The organism is Janthinobacterium sp. GW823-FHT03B06 (assembly GCF_058796955.1).
The window spans coordinates 200929-219468 of sequence record NZ_JBXAJE010000007.1; the positions used below are offsets into that span (position 1 = coordinate 200929).

The 18540-nt window shown below is 64.2% G+C and carries 19 protein-coding genes and 2 tRNA genes; 8 read left to right on the forward strand and 13 right to left on the reverse strand.

What is annotated here, in order from left to right:
* Position 1 precedes the first annotated feature (1 nt).
* From AC1RBA_RS22050 to AC1RBA_RS22070, 5 genes are all read right to left on the reverse strand, one after another.
* Positions 2-78, reverse strand: a tRNA-Met gene (locus AC1RBA_RS22050).
* Positions 79-137: 59 nt separating this feature from the next.
* Positions 138-214: transfer RNA gene (locus AC1RBA_RS22055), tRNA-Met, on the reverse strand.
* A 227-nt stretch (positions 215-441) separates the two neighbouring features.
* The gene (gene miaA / locus AC1RBA_RS22060; protein ID WP_492419835.1) at positions 442-1389 is read right to left on the reverse strand and encodes a tRNA (adenosine(37)-N6)-dimethylallyltransferase MiaA; all 948 of its coding nucleotides are present in this window, start codon (positions 1387-1389) and stop codon (positions 442-444) included.
* A gap of 98 nt (positions 1390-1487) precedes the next feature.
* The gene (mutL, locus tag AC1RBA_RS22065; protein WP_230502188.1) at positions 1488-3401 is read right to left on the reverse strand and encodes a DNA mismatch repair endonuclease MutL; all 1914 of its coding nucleotides are present in this window, start codon (positions 3399-3401) and stop codon (positions 1488-1490) included.
* Positions 3402-3544: 143 nt separating this feature from the next.
* Positions 3545-4483: a peptidylprolyl isomerase gene (locus AC1RBA_RS22070; RefSeq protein ID WP_070312284.1), complete on the reverse strand. Its 939-nt coding sequence runs from the start codon at positions 4481-4483 to the stop codon at positions 3545-3547.
* Between the two features lie 248 nt (positions 4484-4731).
* Between AC1RBA_RS22070 and AC1RBA_RS22075 the strand changes: the two genes are divergently transcribed.
* Complete coding sequence (locus AC1RBA_RS22075; protein ID WP_070223029.1) at positions 4732-5382, forward strand: VTT domain-containing protein; 651 nt, start codon at positions 4732-4734, stop codon at positions 5380-5382.
* A 99-nt stretch (positions 5383-5481) separates the two neighbouring features.
* Here AC1RBA_RS22075 and AC1RBA_RS22080 read toward each other — a convergent pair whose 3' ends face one another.
* Positions 5482-5673, reverse strand: a complete 192-nt coding sequence (locus tag AC1RBA_RS22080; protein WP_240453691.1) for a hypothetical protein — start codon at positions 5671-5673, stop codon at positions 5482-5484.
* Here AC1RBA_RS22080 and AC1RBA_RS22085 point away from each other — a divergent pair.
* Positions 5672-6571, forward strand: a complete 900-nt coding sequence (locus AC1RBA_RS22085; protein WP_492419836.1) for a carbonic anhydrase — start codon at positions 5672-5674, stop codon at positions 6569-6571. The two genes, AC1RBA_RS22080 and AC1RBA_RS22085, sit on opposite strands and share 2 nt — an antisense overlap.
* A gap of 98 nt (positions 6572-6669) precedes the next feature.
* On the opposite strand, the gene AC1RBA_RS22090 is transcribed toward AC1RBA_RS22085, so the two are convergent.
* The 3 genes from AC1RBA_RS22090 to tsaE are packed head-to-tail and all read right to left on the reverse strand — an operon-like array spanning position 6670 to position 9370.
* A complete protein-coding gene (locus AC1RBA_RS22090) occupies positions 6670-7506 on the reverse strand; it encodes a D-hexose-6-phosphate mutarotase (protein ID WP_492419838.1) in 837 nt (278 codons plus the stop codon).
* Positions 7507-7520: 14 nt separating this feature from the next.
* Positions 7521-8918, reverse strand: a complete 1398-nt coding sequence (locus AC1RBA_RS22095; protein WP_070223035.1) for an N-acetylmuramoyl-L-alanine amidase — start codon at positions 8916-8918, stop codon at positions 7521-7523.
* Complete coding sequence (gene tsaE / locus AC1RBA_RS22100; protein WP_070312279.1) at positions 8882-9370, reverse strand: tRNA (adenosine(37)-N6)-threonylcarbamoyltransferase complex ATPase subunit type 1 TsaE; 489 nt, start codon at positions 9368-9370, stop codon at positions 8882-8884. The genes AC1RBA_RS22095 and tsaE overlap by 37 nt, the downstream gene beginning before the upstream one ends.
* A gap of 78 nt (positions 9371-9448) precedes the next feature.
* Between tsaE and queG the strand changes: the two genes are divergently transcribed.
* Positions 9449-10540, forward strand: a complete 1092-nt coding sequence (queG, locus tag AC1RBA_RS22105; protein ID WP_070223039.1) for a tRNA epoxyqueuosine(34) reductase QueG — start codon at positions 9449-9451, stop codon at positions 10538-10540.
* Between the two features lie 7 nt (positions 10541-10547).
* Here queG and AC1RBA_RS22110 read toward each other — a convergent pair whose 3' ends face one another.
* The gene (locus AC1RBA_RS22110) at positions 10548-10892 is read right to left on the reverse strand and encodes a DUF3052 family protein (protein ID WP_492419840.1); all 345 of its coding nucleotides are present in this window, start codon (positions 10890-10892) and stop codon (positions 10548-10550) included.
* Between the two features lie 155 nt (positions 10893-11047).
* The gene (locus tag AC1RBA_RS22115; protein ID WP_492419841.1) at positions 11048-11176 is read right to left on the reverse strand and encodes a hypothetical protein; all 129 of its coding nucleotides are present in this window, start codon (positions 11174-11176) and stop codon (positions 11048-11050) included.
* Between AC1RBA_RS22115 and AC1RBA_RS22120 the strand changes: the two genes are divergently transcribed.
* Both AC1RBA_RS22120 and AC1RBA_RS22125 read left to right on the forward strand, forming a co-directional pair.
* Entirely contained in the window at positions 11171-11722 is a 552-nt protein-coding gene (locus AC1RBA_RS22120; protein ID WP_492419842.1) for a PadR family transcriptional regulator, read from the forward strand. The two genes, AC1RBA_RS22115 and AC1RBA_RS22120, sit on opposite strands and share 6 nt — an antisense overlap.
* Positions 11723-11744: 22 nt before the next feature.
* Positions 11745-12572 carry a siderophore-interacting protein gene (locus tag AC1RBA_RS22125; protein WP_492419843.1) on the forward strand — a complete coding sequence of 276 codons (828 nt, stop codon included), beginning with the start codon at positions 11745-11747 and terminating at the stop codon, positions 12570-12572.
* Positions 12573-12670: 98 nt separating this feature from the next.
* Here AC1RBA_RS22125 and AC1RBA_RS22130 read toward each other — a convergent pair whose 3' ends face one another.
* Together AC1RBA_RS22130 and AC1RBA_RS22135 are read right to left on the reverse strand one after the other, a co-directional pair.
* Positions 12671-13255: a response regulator transcription factor gene (locus AC1RBA_RS22130; RefSeq protein WP_070287725.1), complete on the reverse strand. Its 585-nt coding sequence runs from the start codon at positions 13253-13255 to the stop codon at positions 12671-12673.
* A 26-nt stretch (positions 13256-13281) separates the two neighbouring features.
* Positions 13282-15306: a sensor histidine kinase gene (locus AC1RBA_RS22135; protein ID WP_492419844.1), complete on the reverse strand. Its 2025-nt coding sequence runs from the start codon at positions 15304-15306 to the stop codon at positions 13282-13284.
* A gap of 136 nt (positions 15307-15442) precedes the next feature.
* Between AC1RBA_RS22135 and AC1RBA_RS22140 the strand changes: the two genes are divergently transcribed.
* The 3 genes from AC1RBA_RS22140 (at position 15443) to AC1RBA_RS22150 (ending at position 18401) form a co-directional block, all read left to right on the forward strand.
* Complete coding sequence (locus AC1RBA_RS22140; RefSeq protein WP_430886703.1) at positions 15443-16435, forward strand: TRAP transporter substrate-binding protein; 993 nt, start codon at positions 15443-15445, stop codon at positions 16433-16435.
* 116 nt (positions 16436-16551) lie between these two features.
* Positions 16552-17124, forward strand: a complete 573-nt coding sequence (locus AC1RBA_RS22145; RefSeq protein WP_034746865.1) for a TRAP transporter small permease — start codon at positions 16552-16554, stop codon at positions 17122-17124.
* The gene (locus AC1RBA_RS22150) at positions 17121-18401 is read left to right on the forward strand and encodes a TRAP transporter large permease (RefSeq protein ID WP_070223052.1); all 1281 of its coding nucleotides are present in this window, start codon (positions 17121-17123) and stop codon (positions 18399-18401) included. Before AC1RBA_RS22145 ends, AC1RBA_RS22150 begins: the two co-directional genes overlap by 4 nt.
* Positions 18402-18540 lie beyond the last annotated feature (139 nt).

Sequence of the window (18540 nt, forward strand, 5' to 3'; positions counted from 1 at the left end):
TTGGTGGTGATAGGTGGACTTGAACCACCGACCCCAGCATTATGAATGCTGTGCTCTAACCAACTGAGCTATATCACCAAACAGACCGGTCAGACCGGATGCTGGTTTTGACCAGGTGAAACCTGATCGATGTTCTTTGGTGGTGATAGGTGGACTTGAACCACCGACCCCAGCATTATGAATGCTGTGCTCTAACCAACTGAGCTATATCACCCAACAGCCGAGCATTATCCAGTCTTCCGATTTCCTTGTCAATGCTGGAGCAAAAAAATGTGCGGGTTTTTCGTGGTGGATTGTTGTATGGCTATTTCAGCAACGCTTGAATCTGCGCCAGCATGGCCGCGGCCGGGTCACGTCCCAGGCAATTGATGACGACGCGTTCCGGCATCGAGCGTAACCTAAGTCGAGCCTAGCGCTTGGCCAGTTGTTGTGTGGCGACGCTTATGTCAGCAAAGGGGCGATTTGTGCCAGCATGGCATTGGCCGGATCAGCTCCCAGGCAATCGATGACGATGCGCTCCGGCATCGAGCGCAGCCATGTCAGCTGCCGCTTGGCCAGCTGGCGCGTGGCGATGATGCCCGTCTCGCGCAGGGCGGCGCGGTCGATGCGGCCGTCGAGGTATTCCCAGGCCTGGCGGTAGCCCACGCAGCGCATCGAGGGCAGGCCCGGGTGCAGGTCGCCGCGCCGGCGCAGCTGCTCCACTTCATCGAGCAGGGCGTCGTTTTTCAGCATCAGGTCGAAGCGCGTGGCGATGCGCGCGTGCAGCACGGCGCGGTCGGACGGCTCCAGCGCGAACGATTGCAGCTGGAACGGCAGCACGGTCTTTTCGCGGCGGTCCAGCAGGGCCGACATGGGCTGGCCGGACAGGGCGATGATTTCCAGCGCGCGGCCGATGCGCTGCGCATCCTGCGGCGCCAGGCGCGCGGCCGTGACGGGGTCCTGCTCGGCCAGGCGCGCATGCATGGCGGGCCAGCCGATGGCGGCCGCGTCTTCTTCCAGCCGGGCGCGCAGCACCGGATCGGCGCCGGGCAAGTCGTCGAGGCCGTCGGCCAGGCCCTTGAAGTACAGCATGGTGCCGCCGACGAGCAGCGGCAGCTTGCCGCGCGCGGAGATGTCCGCCACCAGACGCAGGGTATCGTTGCGGAACTGGGCCACGGAATACGCATCGAGCGGGTCGATGATGTCGATCAGATGATGCGGTACCTGGGCCAGTTCATCTTGCGACGGCTTGGCCGTGCCGATATCCATGCCCCGGTAGACGAGGGCGGAATCGACGGAAATGATCTCGGACGGGATCGCTTGCGCGATGGCCAGCGCACTGGCCGTCTTGCCGCTGGCCGTGGGGCCCATGATGGCGACGGCCAGGGGGAGATGTGGGGTGTTTTGCATGTTGACTCGTGTAAGGTGGTGCGTAGGTCGGCTTAGCGCAAGCGTAAGCCGACGTGATGCCGCCGCTGCAGTGTCGGATTACGCTGCGCTAATCCGACCTACTGGCCGCGCAGGAATAGCTTGTCTAGCGCGTTGATCTCGACCTGCACCCAGGTGGGCCGGCCATGGTTGCACTGGTCGGCGCGTTCCGTGCTCTCCATCTGGCGCAGCAGGGCGTTCATCTCCTGCACCGACAAGATCCGGTTGGCGCGCACGGCTGTGTGGCAGGCCAGGGTGCCCAGCAATTCGTTCTGGCGCTCGATCAGCACGCGCGAGCCGCCGTATTCGCGCACGTCGCGCAGCACGTCGCGCGCCAGGGTTTGCGCGTCGGCGTTCTTGAGCAGGGTCGGCACGGAGCGCACGGCCAGGGTGGTGGGCGACAGGGCGGCGATGTCGAAGCCCAGCGCTTTCAAGGTGTCCTGGTTTTCATTCGCCGTCGACACTTCGATGGCGTCCGCATAGAACGTCACGGGGATCAGCAAGGATTGCACCTGCATGTCCTGGCCGGAGACCTGGGCCTGCAGCGCGTTTTTCAGCTGTTCGTACAGGATGCGCTCGTGCGCCGCGTGCATGTCGACCAGCACCAGGCCCTTGGTGTTTTGCGCCAGGATGTAGATGCCGTGCAGCTGGGCCAGGGCAAAGCCCAGCGGATATTCTTCGCGCGCCATCGCCTCGGGCGAGGCGATGTAGGGCTCCGCCTGCGTGACCGGCGAGTTGGCGGCACCTGCGCCGCCGCCGAACAGGGCGCCGTAGGCCGCCGTGTCCTGGGCCACGCCTGGCGCCTCGGCGAAGAAGGGGCGGGCCGCGCCGGGCGGGGCGGGCGCGAAGGTATTCGTAAATTGCGCGCCGAACGAGGTCTGCGTCTGCTCGCGGCGCCAGATGCCGGGGCCGCCGTTAGCTGAGCCGGCGTCGCCGCCGCCCAAGGTGGAGGCGGCAGGCAGCGGTGCCGGCACGCTGCCGAACGCCGTGGCCGATGTCTGCGCCAGCGCGCGCTGCACCGCGTGGAAGACGAACTGGTGCACGGAGCGGCTGTCGCGGAAGCGCACTTCGATCTTCGACGGGTGCACGTTGACGTCGACCAGGGCCGGGTCGAGGTCGAGCGCCAGCACGTACGACGGGAAGCGGTCGCCATGCAGCACGTCCTGGTAGGCCATGCGCACGGCGTGCACGAGCAGCTTGTCGCGCACGAAGCGCCCGTTGACGTAAAAGAACTGGCCGTCGGCGCGCGCCTTCGACGCCGTCGGCAAGCCGGCAAAGCCGTGAATGCGCAGGCTGCCGGCCGACTCGTCCAGCGCCAGGCGCGCTTCGGCGAAGTCGTTGCCCAGGATGTGGGCGCTGCGCTTGGCCAGTTCGCTGATATTCCACTGGTCGATGGTGCGGCCGTTGTGCGACAGCGAGAACGACACGTCGGGCCGCGCCAGCGCGATGCGGCGCACGACTTCGGCGCAGTGGCCGTACTCCGTCTGCTCGGATTTGAGGAATTTGCGCCGCGCGGGCGTGTTGAAATACAGGTCCTGCACGTCGACCGTGGTGCCGTGCGCGCCCGACGACGGCGACACGCTGCCGTTGTGCGAGCCGACGATTTCCCACGCATGGGCCGCATCCATCGTGCGCGAGGTCACGGTGACGGCGGCCACCGAGGCGATCGAGGCCAGTGCCTCGCCCCGGAAGCCCAGGGTGCCCACGTTTTCCAGGTCGTGCAGCGATGCGATCTTCGAGGTGGCGTGGCGCGCCAGGGCCAGCGGCAGCTGGTCTTTGTCGATGCCGCGCCCGTTGTCGGTGATCGCGATGCGTTTCACGCCCCCTTCTTCCAGCCGCACCGTGATCTGCGTGGCGCCCGAGTCGAGCGCGTTTTCCAGCAGCTCCTTGACCACGGCCGACGGCCGCTCGACCACCTCGCCGGCGGCGATTTGCGAAATCAACTGGTCAGGCAGGGCCTGGATCGGGCGGTGGGGCGTGATGGGAGCGTTCATGCGGTAATTATACCGGGGTCAGACCCGCAACGCCGCCTACGCAAAGCGTCGCGCCAACGTACTTGGGGTCAGACCCTCAACACCGTTAACACAAAATTTGGCGCCAACGTACCCGGGGGTCTGACCCCAGCCTTGGTCCCTATTTACTTCCCCACCTCCCGCACCGGTATCGGCGCATTGCACAGGTCGACGTGGCCGGCCGTGACCTTGCTCCACGGGCCGCCGCGGTGGCGCTGGGCTTCCAGCACGGCCTGGTAGGCGGCGCTGTCGGTGCGCATCACTTCCAGGTTCACGCGCTGTTCCGGTGGCACGCTGGCGGCCAGGCGGATGGACTTGATCGGCACGTTTTTCTCGGGGCTGTCGTAAAAGCCCATGGGCGCCGTGCCGCGCGGCAGGGTGGACAGCAATGGCATGCCGGAGACGACCCGGCCGACGACCGTGATGTCGCGGTCCAGGTGGCGCGGCGACTGGCCGATGACGGCGTACAGCTCGGTGCCGCCGCCGCTATCGCTGGCGCTGTCGCGGCCCACGCCCACGGTGGCATAGCAATGCGTGAGCCAGGCCGTGCCGGTTTTCGGGTCGCGCGCGGATGGGAAGCCGTTCGAATGGCCGACCTGCGGCGCATAGCCGTCAACGTCCGGCAGGCGCGTGAAGCTCTTGATGTTTTTCAATGGCACGGTGAATTCGCCGGGCAGGGTGCGCTGGGCGTGCTGGATGGGCTTGGGATTTTTCTCGTTCGGATCGCCCCACTGCGCCACCCAGTTGTCCTGCGCGCGCGTGATGGCCAGGCCGTCGTAATACTGTTCCGCCACCAGGGCCTTGATGTTGGCCACGTGCTTCGGTGCGAAGTCGGGCGCCAGTTCGATCACCACGCGGCCGGCGGGAATGTCCAGGTACAGGGTGTTGTCCGGGTCCAGCGCACGCCAGTCGGACGGTTTCGAGGCCTTGATCACGTCGGCCAAGGTTGCCTTGGCGGGCAGTTCGGCGGGCGCCTTGATCTGGACAGGGGCTGCGTGGGCCGTCAGATGTGCAAGGCCCAGTACGGTGGCCATGGTCAGGCCGCTCAATGGGTGTCGATACATGTTTTCTCCTGGTGGGCGCGGGTTGCGCCGTGGAGAAAGTGTATACCGGAATGGCAATATTTCGCTGTAAAAACATTGCAGATGGCAATCCTGGCAGTTGCCTGCCGATATGGCGTTTCCTTAACCTTTACTTAAAATGCCACATCGCCAAGGGCGCTGCCGAATTAATCACGAAATATCGGCCCGGGGACTGCCGTTGCGCTGGCCGGGTGGTGTATGATTCCGCCGCTACCTTTAGGGAAAAATATATGGATTTTGTGCAATTCCTCGACATGATCGTGCATGTCGACAAGACGCTGGGCCTCTTGATCGAGCAGTACGGTACCCTCGTGTATGCGGTGCTGTTTGCCATTATTTTTTGCGAGACAGGCCTTGTGGTGCTGTTTTTCTTCCCTGGGGATACCTTATTGTTTATCGCCGGCGCGTTTTGCGCGACGGGACAGATGCACCTGGGCTTGCTGATCGCCTTGCTGGTGACGGCCGCCGTCACAGGCAACACGCTCAATTACTGGATAGGCGAGGCCATCGGGCAAAGGGTGTTTACCCACGATTACCGCTGGATCAACAAGGATGCCATGCGCCGCACGCATGAATTTTTTGAAAAGCACGGCGGCAAGACCATCATCCTGGCCCGTTTCGTGCCGGTGGTGCGCACCTTCGCCCCGTTCGTGGCCGGCATTTCCGACATGACGCATGCGCGCTTCCAGATGTACAACGTGACGGGCGCCCTGTTGTGGGTGGTCGGTCTGGTGACGGCGGGCTACTTCTTCGGCAATATTCCGTGGATCCGCGACCACCTGACCTTGATCGTGCTGATCGGTGTCGGCGCCGCGGTCGTGCCGGTGGTACTGGGCGGCTTGTGGAAACTCTACAAGCGCATGGTCGGCAAGTCGGCCTAAGGCCGCATGGATCCGGGGCAAGCGCGCTGCGGCACAGCCCGCAGCCGGCCCCGGATCCCGTTTTTCTCTCCGTTGTTTCTGTATTACGCCTGCGCTGATTCAAGTTTTGTTGCTTTCCAGCCGTAAACCAGAAGGTATTCTCACTTTCTGGATTTCCATGCGACATTTGAGCGCCCTGTTAGCTTGCAGCCTTGCCGCGATGGCGGCCATGGCAAGCGCCAAAGATGCCCCCGCTTCGGCGAGCGCGGCCGCCTCCGCGCCGATGTCGGCGTCGGCGCGTGCGGCCGCCATGAAAACCCTGACCGAATCGGTGAAGGGCAAGGAGGCCAAGGCGCCTGTCGTCGTCGCGCCCACGGCGCGCGAGAAGGAAGAAGCGGCCGAAGTCGACCTGTCCGAACGCATCGCGGCGCGCCTGGCGGAAATGCGCGCCACCCAGGCGGCCCGCGCCGCCGCCCGCGCCAAGCGCGCCGCCGTGGTGAAGGCCGCGCCGCCGCCACCGCCGCCCGTGGCGCGCGGCACGCACTGGTCGTACGAGGGGGAGAGTGGTCCGGCCAACTGGAGCAAGATCAATGTCGACTGGGCCAAGTGCGGCAATGGCAACCGCCAGTCGCCGATCGATATCCGCGATGGCATGAAGGTGGAACTCGAGCAGATCAGCTTTGACTACCATCCGTCGTCGTTCAATGTGGTCGACAACGGCCACACGGTGCAGGTGGGCGTGAGCGGCGGCAATTACATCACGGTGCAGAATCGCATGTTCGAGCTGCAGCAATTCCATTTCCACCGTCCGTCCGAAGAGCGCATCAATGGCAAGGCATTCGAAATGGTGGTGCACCTGGTGCATCGCGATGCGGAAGGCCGGCTGGCGGTGCTGGCGCTGCTGCTGGAGCGGGGCGCGCCGCAAGCGACCATCCAGACCGTGTGGAACAACCTGCCGCTGGAAAAATTCGAGACCATGCAGCCGACCATTTTGCTCGACCCGGCCGAGATGCTGCCGGCGCGGCGCGACTACTACACGTATATGGGATCGCTGACTTCGCCGCCGTGCAGCGAGGGCGTGCTGTGGCTGGTGATGAAGCAGCCGGTGCAGGCGTCGCCGGCGCAGATGGCGCTGTTCAGCCGTTTGTATCCGCTCAATGCGCGCCCGGTGCAATCCGGTAATGGACGCATCATCAAGGAATCAAACTAAGAGCGCCTGAAAAAAGCCCATGGCGTTGTTGCCATGCCTCGTCGTACATGCGTACTGCCTTCGGCAAGGCGCCTAGCCCTGGACTTTTTCAGTCACTCTTACATAAATTCGAGGCGCTGGCGGCCGCTCCATGCGGCGCCGGCAGCCAGCGTATCGGGCTGGATCAGGGCAGGCTCGATGCAGATGAAGCGCTGGTACTCGTCGTCGCCCAGGTCGGGCAGGGCAGCCGCGTCCTGCGCGCCGGGGTTCCACACGACGGCATCCGTGAAGCCCTGCTGCTCCAGGCGCAAGGTGTGGCCGCCGGACTGCAGGGTCAGGGCGCCCGGCAACTGGTAATAGATGCGGTCCAGCTTGTCCGAAAATTGCAACTCCTCTTCCGCCTGCAAGGCATCTTGCGGCGTCTCATCCGAATAGCGCACGCGCTGCAGGCCGCCAACGCGGGCCTCGCTCAATCGATCGATCGCAAAATAGCTGTGCAGGGCGGCCGAGAACGGAAACGCCTGTTCGCCCGTGTTGTGCACGGACAGGTGCAGTTCCAGCGATTGGCCTTGCACCGCCACGCGCAGGCGCAGGGTGAAGGCCCATGGCCAGCTGGCGGCGATCGCCTCCGGCAGGTCCGTGTGCTGCAGGATGAATTGCGCCCATGCGGCCCCATCGGTCTCGCCCGTCGATTCCAGCTGCCAGGTCGCCACGCGCGCAAAGCCGTGGCGCATGCCCGTGCCGCGCGCGCCGAACTGGGGGAAGATCACGGGCACGCCGCCCCGGATGGCGCGGCTGCCGTCGAGGGCGGAATCGCGGCTGCAGAACAGGCGCTCCTGGCCATCGCTGGTTTGCCACGAGACCAGGTGGCCGCCGTACAGGGTGACGGTCGCCTGCGCGCCATCGGCGGCGCGGATGGTCACGGCCGGCAACTGGCCAAAGGTGCTGTTGCTCATGCTAGGCTTTCATGTCAGGTCAAACGGCTTTTCGCCAGCGGCGGATTCTTGGCAAAGTAATTCTTGATGCCCGTGACGATGGCGTCGGCCATCTGGTCCTGGTAGCCGTTGTCGGTCAGCTTGGCTTCTTCCTCCGGATTCGAGATGAAGGCCGTCTCGATCAGGATGGACGGGATGTCCGGCGCTTTCAGCACGGCGAAGCCGGCCTGCTCGACGGAACCCTTGTGCAGGCGGTTGATGCCGCCGATTTCGCGCAGCACGGCCTTGCCCAGCTTCATGCTGTCATTGATCTGCGCCGTCGTCGACAGGTCGAGCAGCACGCTGGCCAGCTGCTTGTCGTGGTTCTTCACGTTCACGCCGCCGATCAGGTCGGCCTGGTTTTCCTTGTTGGCCAGCCAGCGCGCGGCCGTCGAGGTGGCGCCTTTCTCGGACAGCACGAAGACGGACGAGCCGCGCGCCGTCGGCTGGATGAAGGCATCGGCGTGGATCGAGACGAACAGATCGGCCTGCACCTTGCGCGCCTTTTCCACGCGCATGCCCAGCGGGACGAAGAAGTCGGCGTCGCGCGTGAGCATGACGCGCATGTTCGGCTGCAATTCCAGCTTGGTCTTGAGGCGCTTGGCGATGGCCAGCACCACGTCTTTTTCGCGGCTGCCCCGGCTGCCCATGGCGCCCGGGTCTTCGCCGCCGTGGCCCGGATCGAGCGCGATGGTAATCATGCGCACCACTTTCTGGCCCGGCAGGGGGCGCGCTTCGGGGCGCTGTTCCGGACGCAGTTCGGGCACGGGCGGCACGGTGGGCGCCGGCGGCGTCACGGCGGCCACGGGCGGCTTGCCGCTCTCGGGCAGCGGCAGCGCGGGCGGCGGCGTATGCGTGTCGGCCATAGGCGGCTTGGCGGGGTCGCTCGACCAGTCGCCCTTTTCGATCATTTGCGCGATCAGGTCCGGCTCGCGCACGGGATACAGGTCGAAGATCAAACGGTGGTTGTAGGAGCCGGCCGGCGGCAGGGTAAACAGCTGCGGCGTGACTTCTTCCTTCAGGTCGAACACGAGGCGCACGACATTGGGCCGGTTCTGGCCCACGCGCACCTGCTTGATGTACGGGTCGTTCGACTGGATCTTCGCCACCAGGCCCTTCAAGGTGGGATTGAGTTCCAGCCCTTCGATGTCGACCACCAGCCGTTCCGGATCCTTGACGATGAAGTGGGTCGCCTTGAGGATGCTGTCGTTTTCCAGGGTGACGCGCGTGTAGTCCTCGGCCGGCCAGACGCGCACGGCGAGAATTTGCGCCGCCATCGCCGACATGGGCGCGAACACGGACAACAGCAGGGTGCCGCCGGCCTTGAGCACCGTGCGCCGGGTGATGGGCGAGGAGATCAAAGGTTCGGGGCGAATTTGAGACGGTGAAGGCATGACAGACCCAATTCAGAAGACGCTTGCAATTCTACATCACGTCCTGTACCCGCAACGTTCAAATAAATATTCAGGTCGGCCGGCGGCAGCACCGGTTCGGCTTTTTCCGGCCATTCGACGATGCAGATATTGCGCCCGTCGAAGTCTTCGCGGAAGCCCGCGTCGAGGAATTCCTCGGCGCTGCCCATGCGGTACAGGTCGAAGTGGATGACGTTGACGCTCTGGCCGTCGAGACGCACCGTGTACGGTTCGGACAAGGTATAGGTGGGGCTTTTGACGTGGCCCGCATGGCCGGCCGCGTGCAGCAGGGCGCGCGTGAGGGCCGTCTTGCCGGCGCCCAGGTCGCCGTGCAGGTAGATCGCCAGGCCGGGCGCCAGCGCGCGCGCCAGCGCGGCGCCCAGCGCGGCGGTGCCGGCTTCGTCGTGGAGGTGGGCTGTGAAGTGTTCGGTCATGATCTTCCGTATCGCATAAAATGGAGGCTGCTCTCATTGTAACCGCCCGCGCGCCTGCCGTTTTCCGTAAAGTCCCCTATGTCCGCCACCACCACCGATCTCGCCGTCCTGGCGCGCACCATCAAGGAATGGGGGCGCGAGCTGGGTTTTGCCGAGGTGCGCATCGCCGACGTGGACCTGTCGCACATGGAAGCGCCCTTGCAGGCCTGGCTCGATGCAGGGTATCACGGCGAAATGGATTACATGGCCAGCCACGGCATGAAGCGCGCCCGCCCGGCCGAACTGGTGCCGGGCACGGTGCGCGCCATCAGCGCGCGCATGAACTACCTGCCGCCGGCATTGGGCCCCGACTGGCGCGCGCACGAGGCGGCGCGCGACGCCGACCCCGCGGCGGCCGTGATCTCCGTGTATGCGCGGGGCCGCGACTATCACAAGGTGATGCGTTCGCGCCTGCAGCAGCTGGCAGACCGCATCAAGGGCGAGATCGGCGACTTCGGCTACCGCGTCTTCAGCGATTCGGCGCCCGTGATGGAAGTCGAGCTGGCGCAAAAGGGCGGCCTGGGCTGGCGCGGCAAGCACACTTTGCTGATCAACCGCCAGGGCGGTTCTTTCTTTTTCCTCGGCGAGATCCTCATCGACGTGCCGCTGCCCGTCGACCCGCCGGAGACCCCGCGCTGCGGCCAGTGCTCGGCGTGCATCACGGTGTGCCCGACGCAAGCCATCCTGGGGCCGTACCAGCTCGACGCGCGGCGCTGCATCTCCTACCTGACGATTGAGCTGAAGGGCGCGATTCCCGTCGAGATGCGTCCCCTGATCGGCAACAAGGTGTACGGCTGCGACGATTGCCAGACCGTCTGCCCGTGGAACAAGTTCGCCCAGCGCGCCGTCGTGCCCGACTTCGACGAGCGCCACAGCCTGGGCAGCGCCGGCATGGTGGAGCTGTTCGCCTGGACGGAAGAGGAATTCAACCGCCGCATGGAAGGCAGCGCGATCCGCCGCATCGGCCACGAACGCTGGCTGCGCAACCTGGCCGTCGGCATGGGCAACGCGGCCGCCAAGGCCCGGGGCCAGGCCGACATCGTCGCGGCCCTGCTGTCGCGCCGCGCGCATCCGTCGGCCATCGTGCGCGAACACGTCGAATGGGCACTGGCCTTGCACGGCATCGCTTGAGCTGCGTTTAAGTCTGCTTCAGGCGCAGCGCCGACCACTCGCTGTCGATGGCGATCATCGCCACGCTGTCGAGACCTGTTGCCTGCGCATACAGGCGAATATCGTCGCGGTGGATATCGCTGCCCGCCTTGATGCCACCCTTGCGGTACGCCACCCAGACCGCGCCGCCCGGCGCCAGGCGCGCCTGCGCCGCCGGCAGGAACTGCTCCAGTTCCGCGCGGCTGCGCGCGAACAGCAATATCCAGTCGGCGTTCTCTCCTTCGCTCACCCGCCGTTCGGCCGGCAACTGCGCCAGCAGGGCGGCATGCTCGCCGCCGTCATTGAGCACGGCCAGGGCTCTGGCATTTTTCACAACCATTTTTTCAGCAACGGTTTTGTCGGGCATGGCATTCACGCGTGGAGGGAGAAAAGACGAGCATAACAAATTTCTCCTTGACTTATCGATATATCGTTATAAAATAGCGATACCTACTAACGATATATCTTTAAAGAGAAAACATGAGAAACTCACACCACGCAGAACACGGCCATTGCGGCCAGCATCACCATCACCATCAAGGCGGGCATCGCCACGAACATCGCCACGAACATCGCCACGAACATCGCCACGAACACCGTCACGAATACTTCATGCACGGCCGCGGCCCGCGCGGCTTCGACGAGCGCGGCGACGGCATGGGCCATGGCGGCCCCGGTGGCCGGGGCGGGCGCGGCGAACGGGCCGAGCGCGTCTTCGGCCGCGGCGATCTGCCGCTGATCGTGCTGGCGCTGATCGAAATCAGCCCCCGTCACGGCTACGAAATCATCAAGGCCATCGAAGAGCGTTGCGGCGGCGCGTATGCCCCCAGCCCGGGCGCCGTGTATCCGACATTGACCTTGCTGGAAGAGCAGGATCATGTGACGTCCTCCGAAAGCGCCAGCGGCAAGAAGCTCTACACGATCACGGAGCTGGGGCGCGCCTATCTCGACGAGAACCGCGCCCAGGTGGACGGCATCCTGGCCCGCCTCGACATGTTTGCCCGCGTCCAGGCGCGCAACGCCTTGCCCGAGCGCGTGCGCCAGGCCATGCACACCCTCAAGCATGCGCTGTTGCTGAACAAGACCAACTGGAGCGAAGCGGAAGCCGAGCGCGTGTCCGCCGTGCTGGAACAGGCGGCGAACGCCGTCGTCGACGGCCACTGAGCCCACTTTACAAGGACAAGCAATGACTACTGCCTCACCTGCAACACCACGTCCGCATGCCATCGAGCGCGTGCGGCATGACTTGAAACTGCGCGTGCTCACCGTCGTGCGCACCGAACAGCTGACGCCGCACATGCGCCGCATCACGCTGGCGGGCGACGACCTGGACGGCTTCGTCTCGCCCGCGCACGACGACCACGTGAAACTGTTCTTCCCCGCGCCGGGTCAGACCACGCCCGTGTTCCCCGTACTAGGCAATGGCGCCAATCCCATCGAGTATGCGGAAGGGCCGCGCCCCATCGCCCGCAATTACACGCCGCGCCGCTACGACGCCGAACGGCGCGAGCTGGAAATCGACTTCGTGCTGCATGGCGACGGGCCTGCATCGTTGTGGGCGGCGCAAGCGGCGCCCGGCCAGACCCTGGGCGTGGGCGGGCCGCGCGGCTCGATGCTGGTGCCGCTCGACTTCGACTGGTATGTGCTGGTGGGCGACCAGACGGCCTTGCCGGCCATCGCCCGCCGCCTGGAGCAGCTGCCGGCCACGGCGCGGGCCATCGCCGTGATCGAGATCGTCGAAGACGGCGAACAGATCGCGCTCGATTGCGCGGCGCAGCTGGACGTGCGCTGGGTGGCGCGCAATGGCCGCCAGGGCCCGCTGCTGCTCGACGCCTTGCGCCAGATCGCGCTGCCGTCAGAGGGCGACGGCTACGTGTGGGTGGCGTGCGAGCATGCGCAGGTGCAGGGCTTGCGCGGGCATTTTATCGACGCCGGGGTGCCGAAGCAGCATCTGCATGTGGCCAGTTACTGGAAGCATGGGGCGGCGGAGCACCATGAGCATCACGATGCGTGATGGTGGTGATGGTGGTGGTGTCGGGTTACGCGCTTTGCGCTAACCCGACCTACGCCGACCTGCGTTGCAATATACGGCGTAATCCAACGTTACCGCCATTACTTCAACAACCCCGCCAGCTCCACCGCCGTCTTGACCTGCATCTTGTCGAAGATATGCGCGCGGTGGACTTCCACGGTGCGCATGCTGATGCCCAGCTTGTCGGCCACCACCTTGTTCATCTTGCCCGCCAAAATCAGGTCCAGCACTTCGCGTTCGCGCGTCGACAGGGTGGCCAGGCGCGCGTGCACGGCGGCCAGTTCGCCCGCCTGGCGCGAGTTGGCCAGGCCCTGCTGCACGCGGTCCATCAGGTCGTTGTCGTTGAACGGCTTTTCAAAGAAATCGAAGGCCCCCCGTTTCAGGCTGTCGACGGCCATCGGCACGTCGCCGTGGCCGGTGAGGAAAATCACGGGCAGGCGCGCCGTCAGGTCGCGCTTGACCAGCTGGTCGAACAGGGCGATGCCGTTCATGTCGGGCATGCGCACGTCGAGCAGCACGCAGTCGCCGGCGGCGTCGAAGCCGCCGTCTAGGCTATCGAGAAATTGCTGGGCGCTGGCGTAGCTGCGCGCCTCGATGCTGCGCGAGGCGGCCAGCCAGGAGAGGGAGTCGCGCACGACTTCTTCGTCGTCGATGATGTGTAGCATGGTGTCTCCGGCTTGTCGGTTATTCGTTATGCGTTATTGCCTGGTGCGGCGCGCGGCGCGGCCGGCACGCTGAAGGTAAAGATGGTACCGCCAGCGGGGTTGGCGCCGAAGGTCAGCGCGCCGCCGTGAAATTCGATGGCAGTGCGGCAGATGTTCAGGCCCATGCCCATGCCTTCGGACTTGGTCGAGAAAAACGGCGAAAACAGCCGCTCGGCCACGTCCACCGGGATGCCGTGGCCATGGTCGATCACGTCCACCGTCACTATGCCTTGCTGCGCGTCGTGGCTGGCCCGCAGACGCATGATACGCCGTCCGGGCGCCGCATCCTGCATGGCCTCGATGGCGTTGCGCGTCAGGTTCAGCAGCACTTGCTCGATCATCACGGGGTCGGCGCGCAGCAGCGGCAGGTCCGGCGGCAGCTCTTCCTGGATGGTGACATAGTATTTGCGCGCCTGCAGGTCGATCAGCGCGCGGATGCCGTCGATCAGGGTGCGCAGGGCGATATCCTGGCGCTGCGGTTCGCTCTTGCGCACGAAATCGTGCACGCTGCGGATGATCTGGCCGGCCCGCTGCGCCTGCGCGCTGGCCTGTTCCAGCGCCGGCTTCAGGGTGCCCGGATCGACGGGGGCGTCATGCTCGATGGCGCGGCGGATCAAATTCAAGGCCCCTGTCGTGTAGCTGGAAATGGCCGCCAGCGGCTGGTTCAGTTCATGCGCCAGCATCGACGCCAGCTCGCCCATGGTGGCCAGGCGCGAGCTCGTTTGCAGCTTTTCCTGCTGCTGGCGATTGAGTTCCTCGACGCGCTTGCGGTCCGAGATGTCGAGCACGGAACCCATCCAGCCCGTCTGCTGGCCGTTCTTGTCCACCAGCGGCGCTTCGAAGATCAGCACGGGCACGCGCGTGCCGTCCGGGCGCTGGAAATAGGTTTCGAACTGCGGCGTGGGATTGCCGGCCAGGGCCTTGACGAAGCGCTGCTGGTATTCCTCCAGCGCCTCCGGCACCCAGTAGGGCATGGGCGGCAAACGGCCCAGGATTTCCTCGGGCGGATAGCCGACGATCTGGCAAAACGCGGGATTCACGTAGGTGACCCTTCCTTCCAGGTCGCGCGCGCGCATGCCCGTCACCAAAGAATTTTCCATCGCCGTGCGGAACAGCATCTGCTGGCGCAGCGCGCCTTCGGCCACCAGGCGGCGCGAAATATGCCGCCACAGGGCCAGCAAGCTCCATAATAAACCCAGCGACAGGGCGATGACGGAGCCGACCAGCAGATTGGGCAGCAGCTTGGGCTGGCTTTTCACGCTGTCGGTAAACAGGGTGATGGTGGCGCCGGGCACGTCGAGTGCGCGCTTGTGCGTGTACACGCCGTGGCCGGGACCGGCGGCGGCGCGCCGCGCCAGCACCTTGTCGTCGCGGTCGATCAGCGAAATCTGGTTATCCTGCGCAAACCACCACGGCACCATTTCATCGAGCAGGCTGCTGATCTGATAGGTGGCCACCAGGCTGCCGACATAGCGCTGACCATCGAACAGGGGCTGGTGGTAATCCATCAGCATGGCGCCCGGCGGCGCGTCGGGAAAGCCCGTCTGCTGCGAAGGCTGGGCGTATTGGCCCCGGTGCAGGCGGCGCGCATTGTCGGCCGCCGTCAGCGAGGCCGGCGCAAACGCCAGGGCGTGCGGCAGATTGTTGTCGCTGGTGGCCAGCACCTTGCCGTTGGTATCGAGCCACAGCACGCGCTGCAGTTCGCGGCCATTGCGCAGCATCTGCTGCAGCCGTTCGTGCACTTTTTCCGCCGACAGGGAGCCGCTGGCGATGTCCACGCCCAGGTTGAACAGGCTTTCCTCGTTGCGCGCCAGCTGGAAGCGGATGGTCTGCTCCACCCACAGCGTATCGGCGATCAGCTGCTCCTGGCGCTCGTTGCTTTCCATCTGGCGTGCCTGCCAGGGTAGCCAGAACAGGATGGAGAGGAACAGCAGCAGCAGGATGACGGGCAGCAGCCAGCGCATCGGACTCGATAGCTTGAAGCGGCGCGCAAGGGTGGGGGGAGTCGGCATGGCTGGCAGGGTAGCGGCTTATCGGGAACCGGCTATTGTGGTTAACCACAATAGCCGAGGCAGTTTCTTTGGCACAATATTCAAGTAGACAAATAATAAAGTTTTTCTAAACACCATTCAGGAGACAAAAATGCAGATGAAAACCATGTTCGTCGCGCTGTGCGCGGCCATCGGCGCCACCGCCGGCGTCCACGCTTACGCGCAAGCCCCCATCGTCATCAAGTTCAGCCACGTCGTCGCCACGGACACGCCGAAAGGCCAGGCCGCCGAGCGCTTCAAGCAGCTGGCCGAAAAAGCCACGAATGGCAAGGTCAAGGTCGAACTGTACCCGAACAGCCAGCTGTACAAGGACAAGGAAGAACTCGAAGCGCTGCAGCTGGGCGCCGTGCAGATGCTGGCGCCATCGCTGGCCAAGTTCGGCCCGCTGGGCGTGAAGGAATTCGAAGCGTTCGACCTGCCCTACATCTTCCCCACCAAGACGGCGTTGTACAACGTCACCGAAGGCGAAATCGGCAAGAGCCTGCTGAAAAAGCTCGAGCCCAAGGGTATCACGGGCCTGGCCTACTGGGACAATGGCTTCAAGGTGATGTCGGCCAACAAGCCGCTGCATACCCCGGCCGACTTCAAGGGCCTGAAGATGCGCATCCAGTCGTCGAAGGTACTCGATGCGCAGATGCGCGCGCTGGGCGCCAACCCGCAGGTGCTGGCCTTCTCGGAAGTGTATCAGGCGCTGCAGACGGGCGTGGTCGACGGCACGGAAAATCCGCCATCGAATATGTACACGCAAAAGATGCATGAAGTGCAAAAGCACGTGACCGTGTCCAACCACGGCTACCTGGGCTATGCCGTCATCGTCAACAAGAAATTCTGGGACGGCTTGCCGCCCGATATCCGCACGCAGCTGGAAAAAGCCATGCGCGAGGCGACCACGTTTGAAAAAGCCATCGCCCAGCGCGACAACGATCAGGCCCTCGACGCCATCAAGAAAGCGGGCAAGACGCAGATCTACACGCTGACGGTGCAGGAACAGGCCGAATGGCGCAAGGCGCTGGCGCCTGTGCAGAAGGCCATGGAAGGGCGCATCGGCAAGGATCTGATCTCGGCCATCAACAAGGAAAGCGCGAAGTAAGCCGCGCTGGCCGCGCCGCCTGGCGCGGCAGGCAGGGCATCCCTGCCGGTCCGTTTGAACGACTCCCGCGCGTCCTGCGCGGGAGTGCGTGCACCCGCATTCTTTGAAAGTCCACCATGAAATTTCTGGATCACCTGGAAGAGTGGCTGATCGCGACCCTGATGGGCGCGGCCACCTTCATCATCTTCGTCGCGGTCGTGCACCGCTACCTGGCAGGCTTGCCGATTCCGGGCCTGCAAGACTTCCTGATTCAAATCAACACCAGCTGGGCCCAGGAACTGTGCATCTACATGTTCGTCTGGATGGCCAAGTTCGGCGCCGCGTATGGCGTGCGCACGGGCATCCACGTGGGCGTTGACGTGCTGATCAACCGCATGAACCCGCGCTGGCGCGACCGTTTCATCGTCTTCGGCCTGGGCGCCGGCGCCCTGTTTACGGGCATCGTCGGGACCCTGGGCGCCAGCTTCGTGTGGTCGATCGGCCACACGGACCAGACTTCGGCCGACATGGAAATACCGATGTGGCTGGTCTACCTGGCCGTGCCGCTCGGTTCCTACCTGATGTGCTTCCGCTTCCTGCAAGTGATGGTGCATTTCATCAAGACGGGCGCCCTGCCAAAACACGACCACTCGCACGTCGAGGGCCTGGAAGATGAACTGACGGCGGAAGAAAAAGGAGCCAAGGCATGAACGCGCTGATTATTTTTGTGCTGCTGCTGGCACTGATGCTGACCGGCATGCCGATCTCCATCTCGCTGGGCCTGACGGTATTGACGTTCCTGTTCACCATGACCAGCGTGCCCATCGAATCGGTGGCCCTGAAGATCTTCACGGGCATCGAGAAATTCGAGATCATGGCCATCCCCTTCTTCATTTTGGCGGGTAACTTCCTCACGCATGGCGGGGTGGCGCGGCGCATGATCAACTTCGCCAGCTCCATGGTGGGCCACTGGCACGGCGGCCTGGCACTGGCCGGCGTGATGGCGTGCGCGCTGTTTGCGGCCGTCTCCGGCTCCAGCCCCGCCACCGTGGTGGCGATCGGCTCCATCATCCTGCCGGCCATGGTCAAGCAGGGCTATCCGCGCGGTTTCGGCGCCGGCGTCATCACGACTTCGGGCGCGCTGGGCATCCTGATCCCGCCCTCGATCGTGATGGTGATGTATTCCGTCAGCACGAACACGTCCGTGGGCAAGCTGTTCATGGCGGGCGTGATTCCCGGCATGATGCTGGCCATGCTGCTGGGCCTGACCACGTGGTTTTTGGCGCGCAAGCACAATTATCCGCGCATGCAGAAGGCCAGCTGGGGCGAGCGCTTCGTCACGTTCAAGAAAAGCGCCTGGGGCCTGCTCTTGATCGTTATCGTCATGGGCGGCATCTATTCGGGCGCGTTCACGCCCACGGAAGCGGCCGCCATGGCTGCCGTGTACGCCTTCATCATTGCCGTCTTCGTCTACAAGGACTTGAAGATCAAGCAAGTGGGCAAGGTCTTGCTCGACTCGGCCGCCATGTCGGCGATGCTGTTGTACATCATCACGAATGCCGTGCTGTTCTCGTTCCTGATGACCAGCGAAAACATCCCGCAAGCGATGGCCGAATGGATCACGGGCAAGGGCCTGGGCGTGATCAGCTTCTTGCTGGTGGTCAACGTACTGTTGTTGTTGGCTGGTAACGTCATGGAGCCGTCGTCCATCGTGCTGATCATGGCGCCGATCCTGTTCCCCGTCGCCATGAAGCTGGGCATCGATCCCGTGCACTTCGGCATCCTGATCGTGGTCAACATGGAAGTGGGCATGTGCCATCCGCCCGTGGGCTTGAACCTGTACGTGGCGTCCGGCATCACCAAGATGGGCATCTCGGAGCTGACCGTGGCCGTGATGCCATGGCTGCTGACGATGCTGGCCTTCCTGGGCTTGATTACCTACGTACCACAAATCTCGCTGTGGTTGCCAAATTTAATTTACAACTAAAACAGTTGTCCCCTTCATGGTGCAAAAAAAGTCGATCCTGCCGAACAAATGCGCTATGATGGGCAGCCTTAAGGGGAAACACGTATATGCATATGCGCCCCGGTAGCAAGGCTGAAATACAGAATTGGCAACAAGGTTA

Bases quoted from the DNA above. Each gene is read 5' to 3' on its own strand.
- AC1RBA_RS22150 (WP_070223052.1), top strand. From the start codon at position 17,121: ATGAACGCGCTGATTATTTTTGTGCTGCTGCTGGCACTGATGCTGACC.
- AC1RBA_RS22090 (WP_492419838.1), bottom strand. From the start codon at position 7,506: ATGAGCAACAGCACCTTTGGCCAGTTGCCGGCCGTGACCATCCGCGCC.
- AC1RBA_RS22145 (WP_034746865.1), top strand. From the start codon at position 16,552: ATGAAATTTCTGGATCACCTGGAAGAGTGGCTGATCGCGACCCTGATG.
- AC1RBA_RS22140 (WP_430886703.1), top strand. From the start codon at position 15,443: ATGAAAACCATGTTCGTCGCGCTGTGCGCGGCCATCGGCGCCACCGCC.
- AC1RBA_RS22130 (WP_070287725.1), bottom strand. From the start codon at position 13,255: ATGCTACACATCATCGACGACGAAGAAGTCGTGCGCGACTCCCTCTCC.
- AC1RBA_RS22125 (WP_492419843.1), top strand. From the start codon at position 11,745: ATGACTACTGCCTCACCTGCAACACCACGTCCGCATGCCATCGAGCGC.
- mutL (WP_230502188.1), bottom strand. From the start codon at position 3,401: ATGAACGCTCCCATCACGCCCCACCGCCCGATCCAGGCCCTGCCTGAC.
- AC1RBA_RS22085 (WP_492419836.1), top strand. From the start codon at position 5,672: ATGAAAACCCTGACCGAATCGGTGAAGGGCAAGGAGGCCAAGGCGCCT.
- AC1RBA_RS22120 (WP_492419842.1), top strand. From the start codon at position 11,171: ATGCACGGCCGCGGCCCGCGCGGCTTCGACGAGCGCGGCGACGGCATG.
- AC1RBA_RS22095 (WP_070223035.1), bottom strand. From the start codon at position 8,918: ATGCCTTCACCGTCTCAAATTCGCCCCGAACCTTTGATCTCCTCGCCC.
- AC1RBA_RS22135 (WP_492419844.1), bottom strand. From the start codon at position 15,306: ATGCCGACTCCCCCCACCCTTGCGCGCCGCTTCAAGCTATCGAGTCCG.
- AC1RBA_RS22075 (WP_070223029.1), top strand. From the start codon at position 4,732: ATGGATTTTGTGCAATTCCTCGACATGATCGTGCATGTCGACAAGACG.
- miaA (WP_492419835.1), bottom strand. From the start codon at position 1,389: ATGCAAAACACCCCACATCTCCCCCTGGCCGTCGCCATCATGGGCCCC.
- AC1RBA_RS22080 (WP_240453691.1), bottom strand. From the start codon at position 5,673: ATGGCGGCCGCACGCGCCGACGCCGACATCGGCGCGGAGGCGGCCGCG.
- tsaE (WP_070312279.1), bottom strand. From the start codon at position 9,370: ATGACCGAACACTTCACAGCCCACCTCCACGACGAAGCCGGCACCGCC.
- queG (WP_070223039.1), top strand. From the start codon at position 9,449: ATGTCCGCCACCACCACCGATCTCGCCGTCCTGGCGCGCACCATCAAG.
- AC1RBA_RS22070 (WP_070312284.1), bottom strand. From the start codon at position 4,483: ATGTATCGACACCCATTGAGCGGCCTGACCATGGCCACCGTACTGGGC.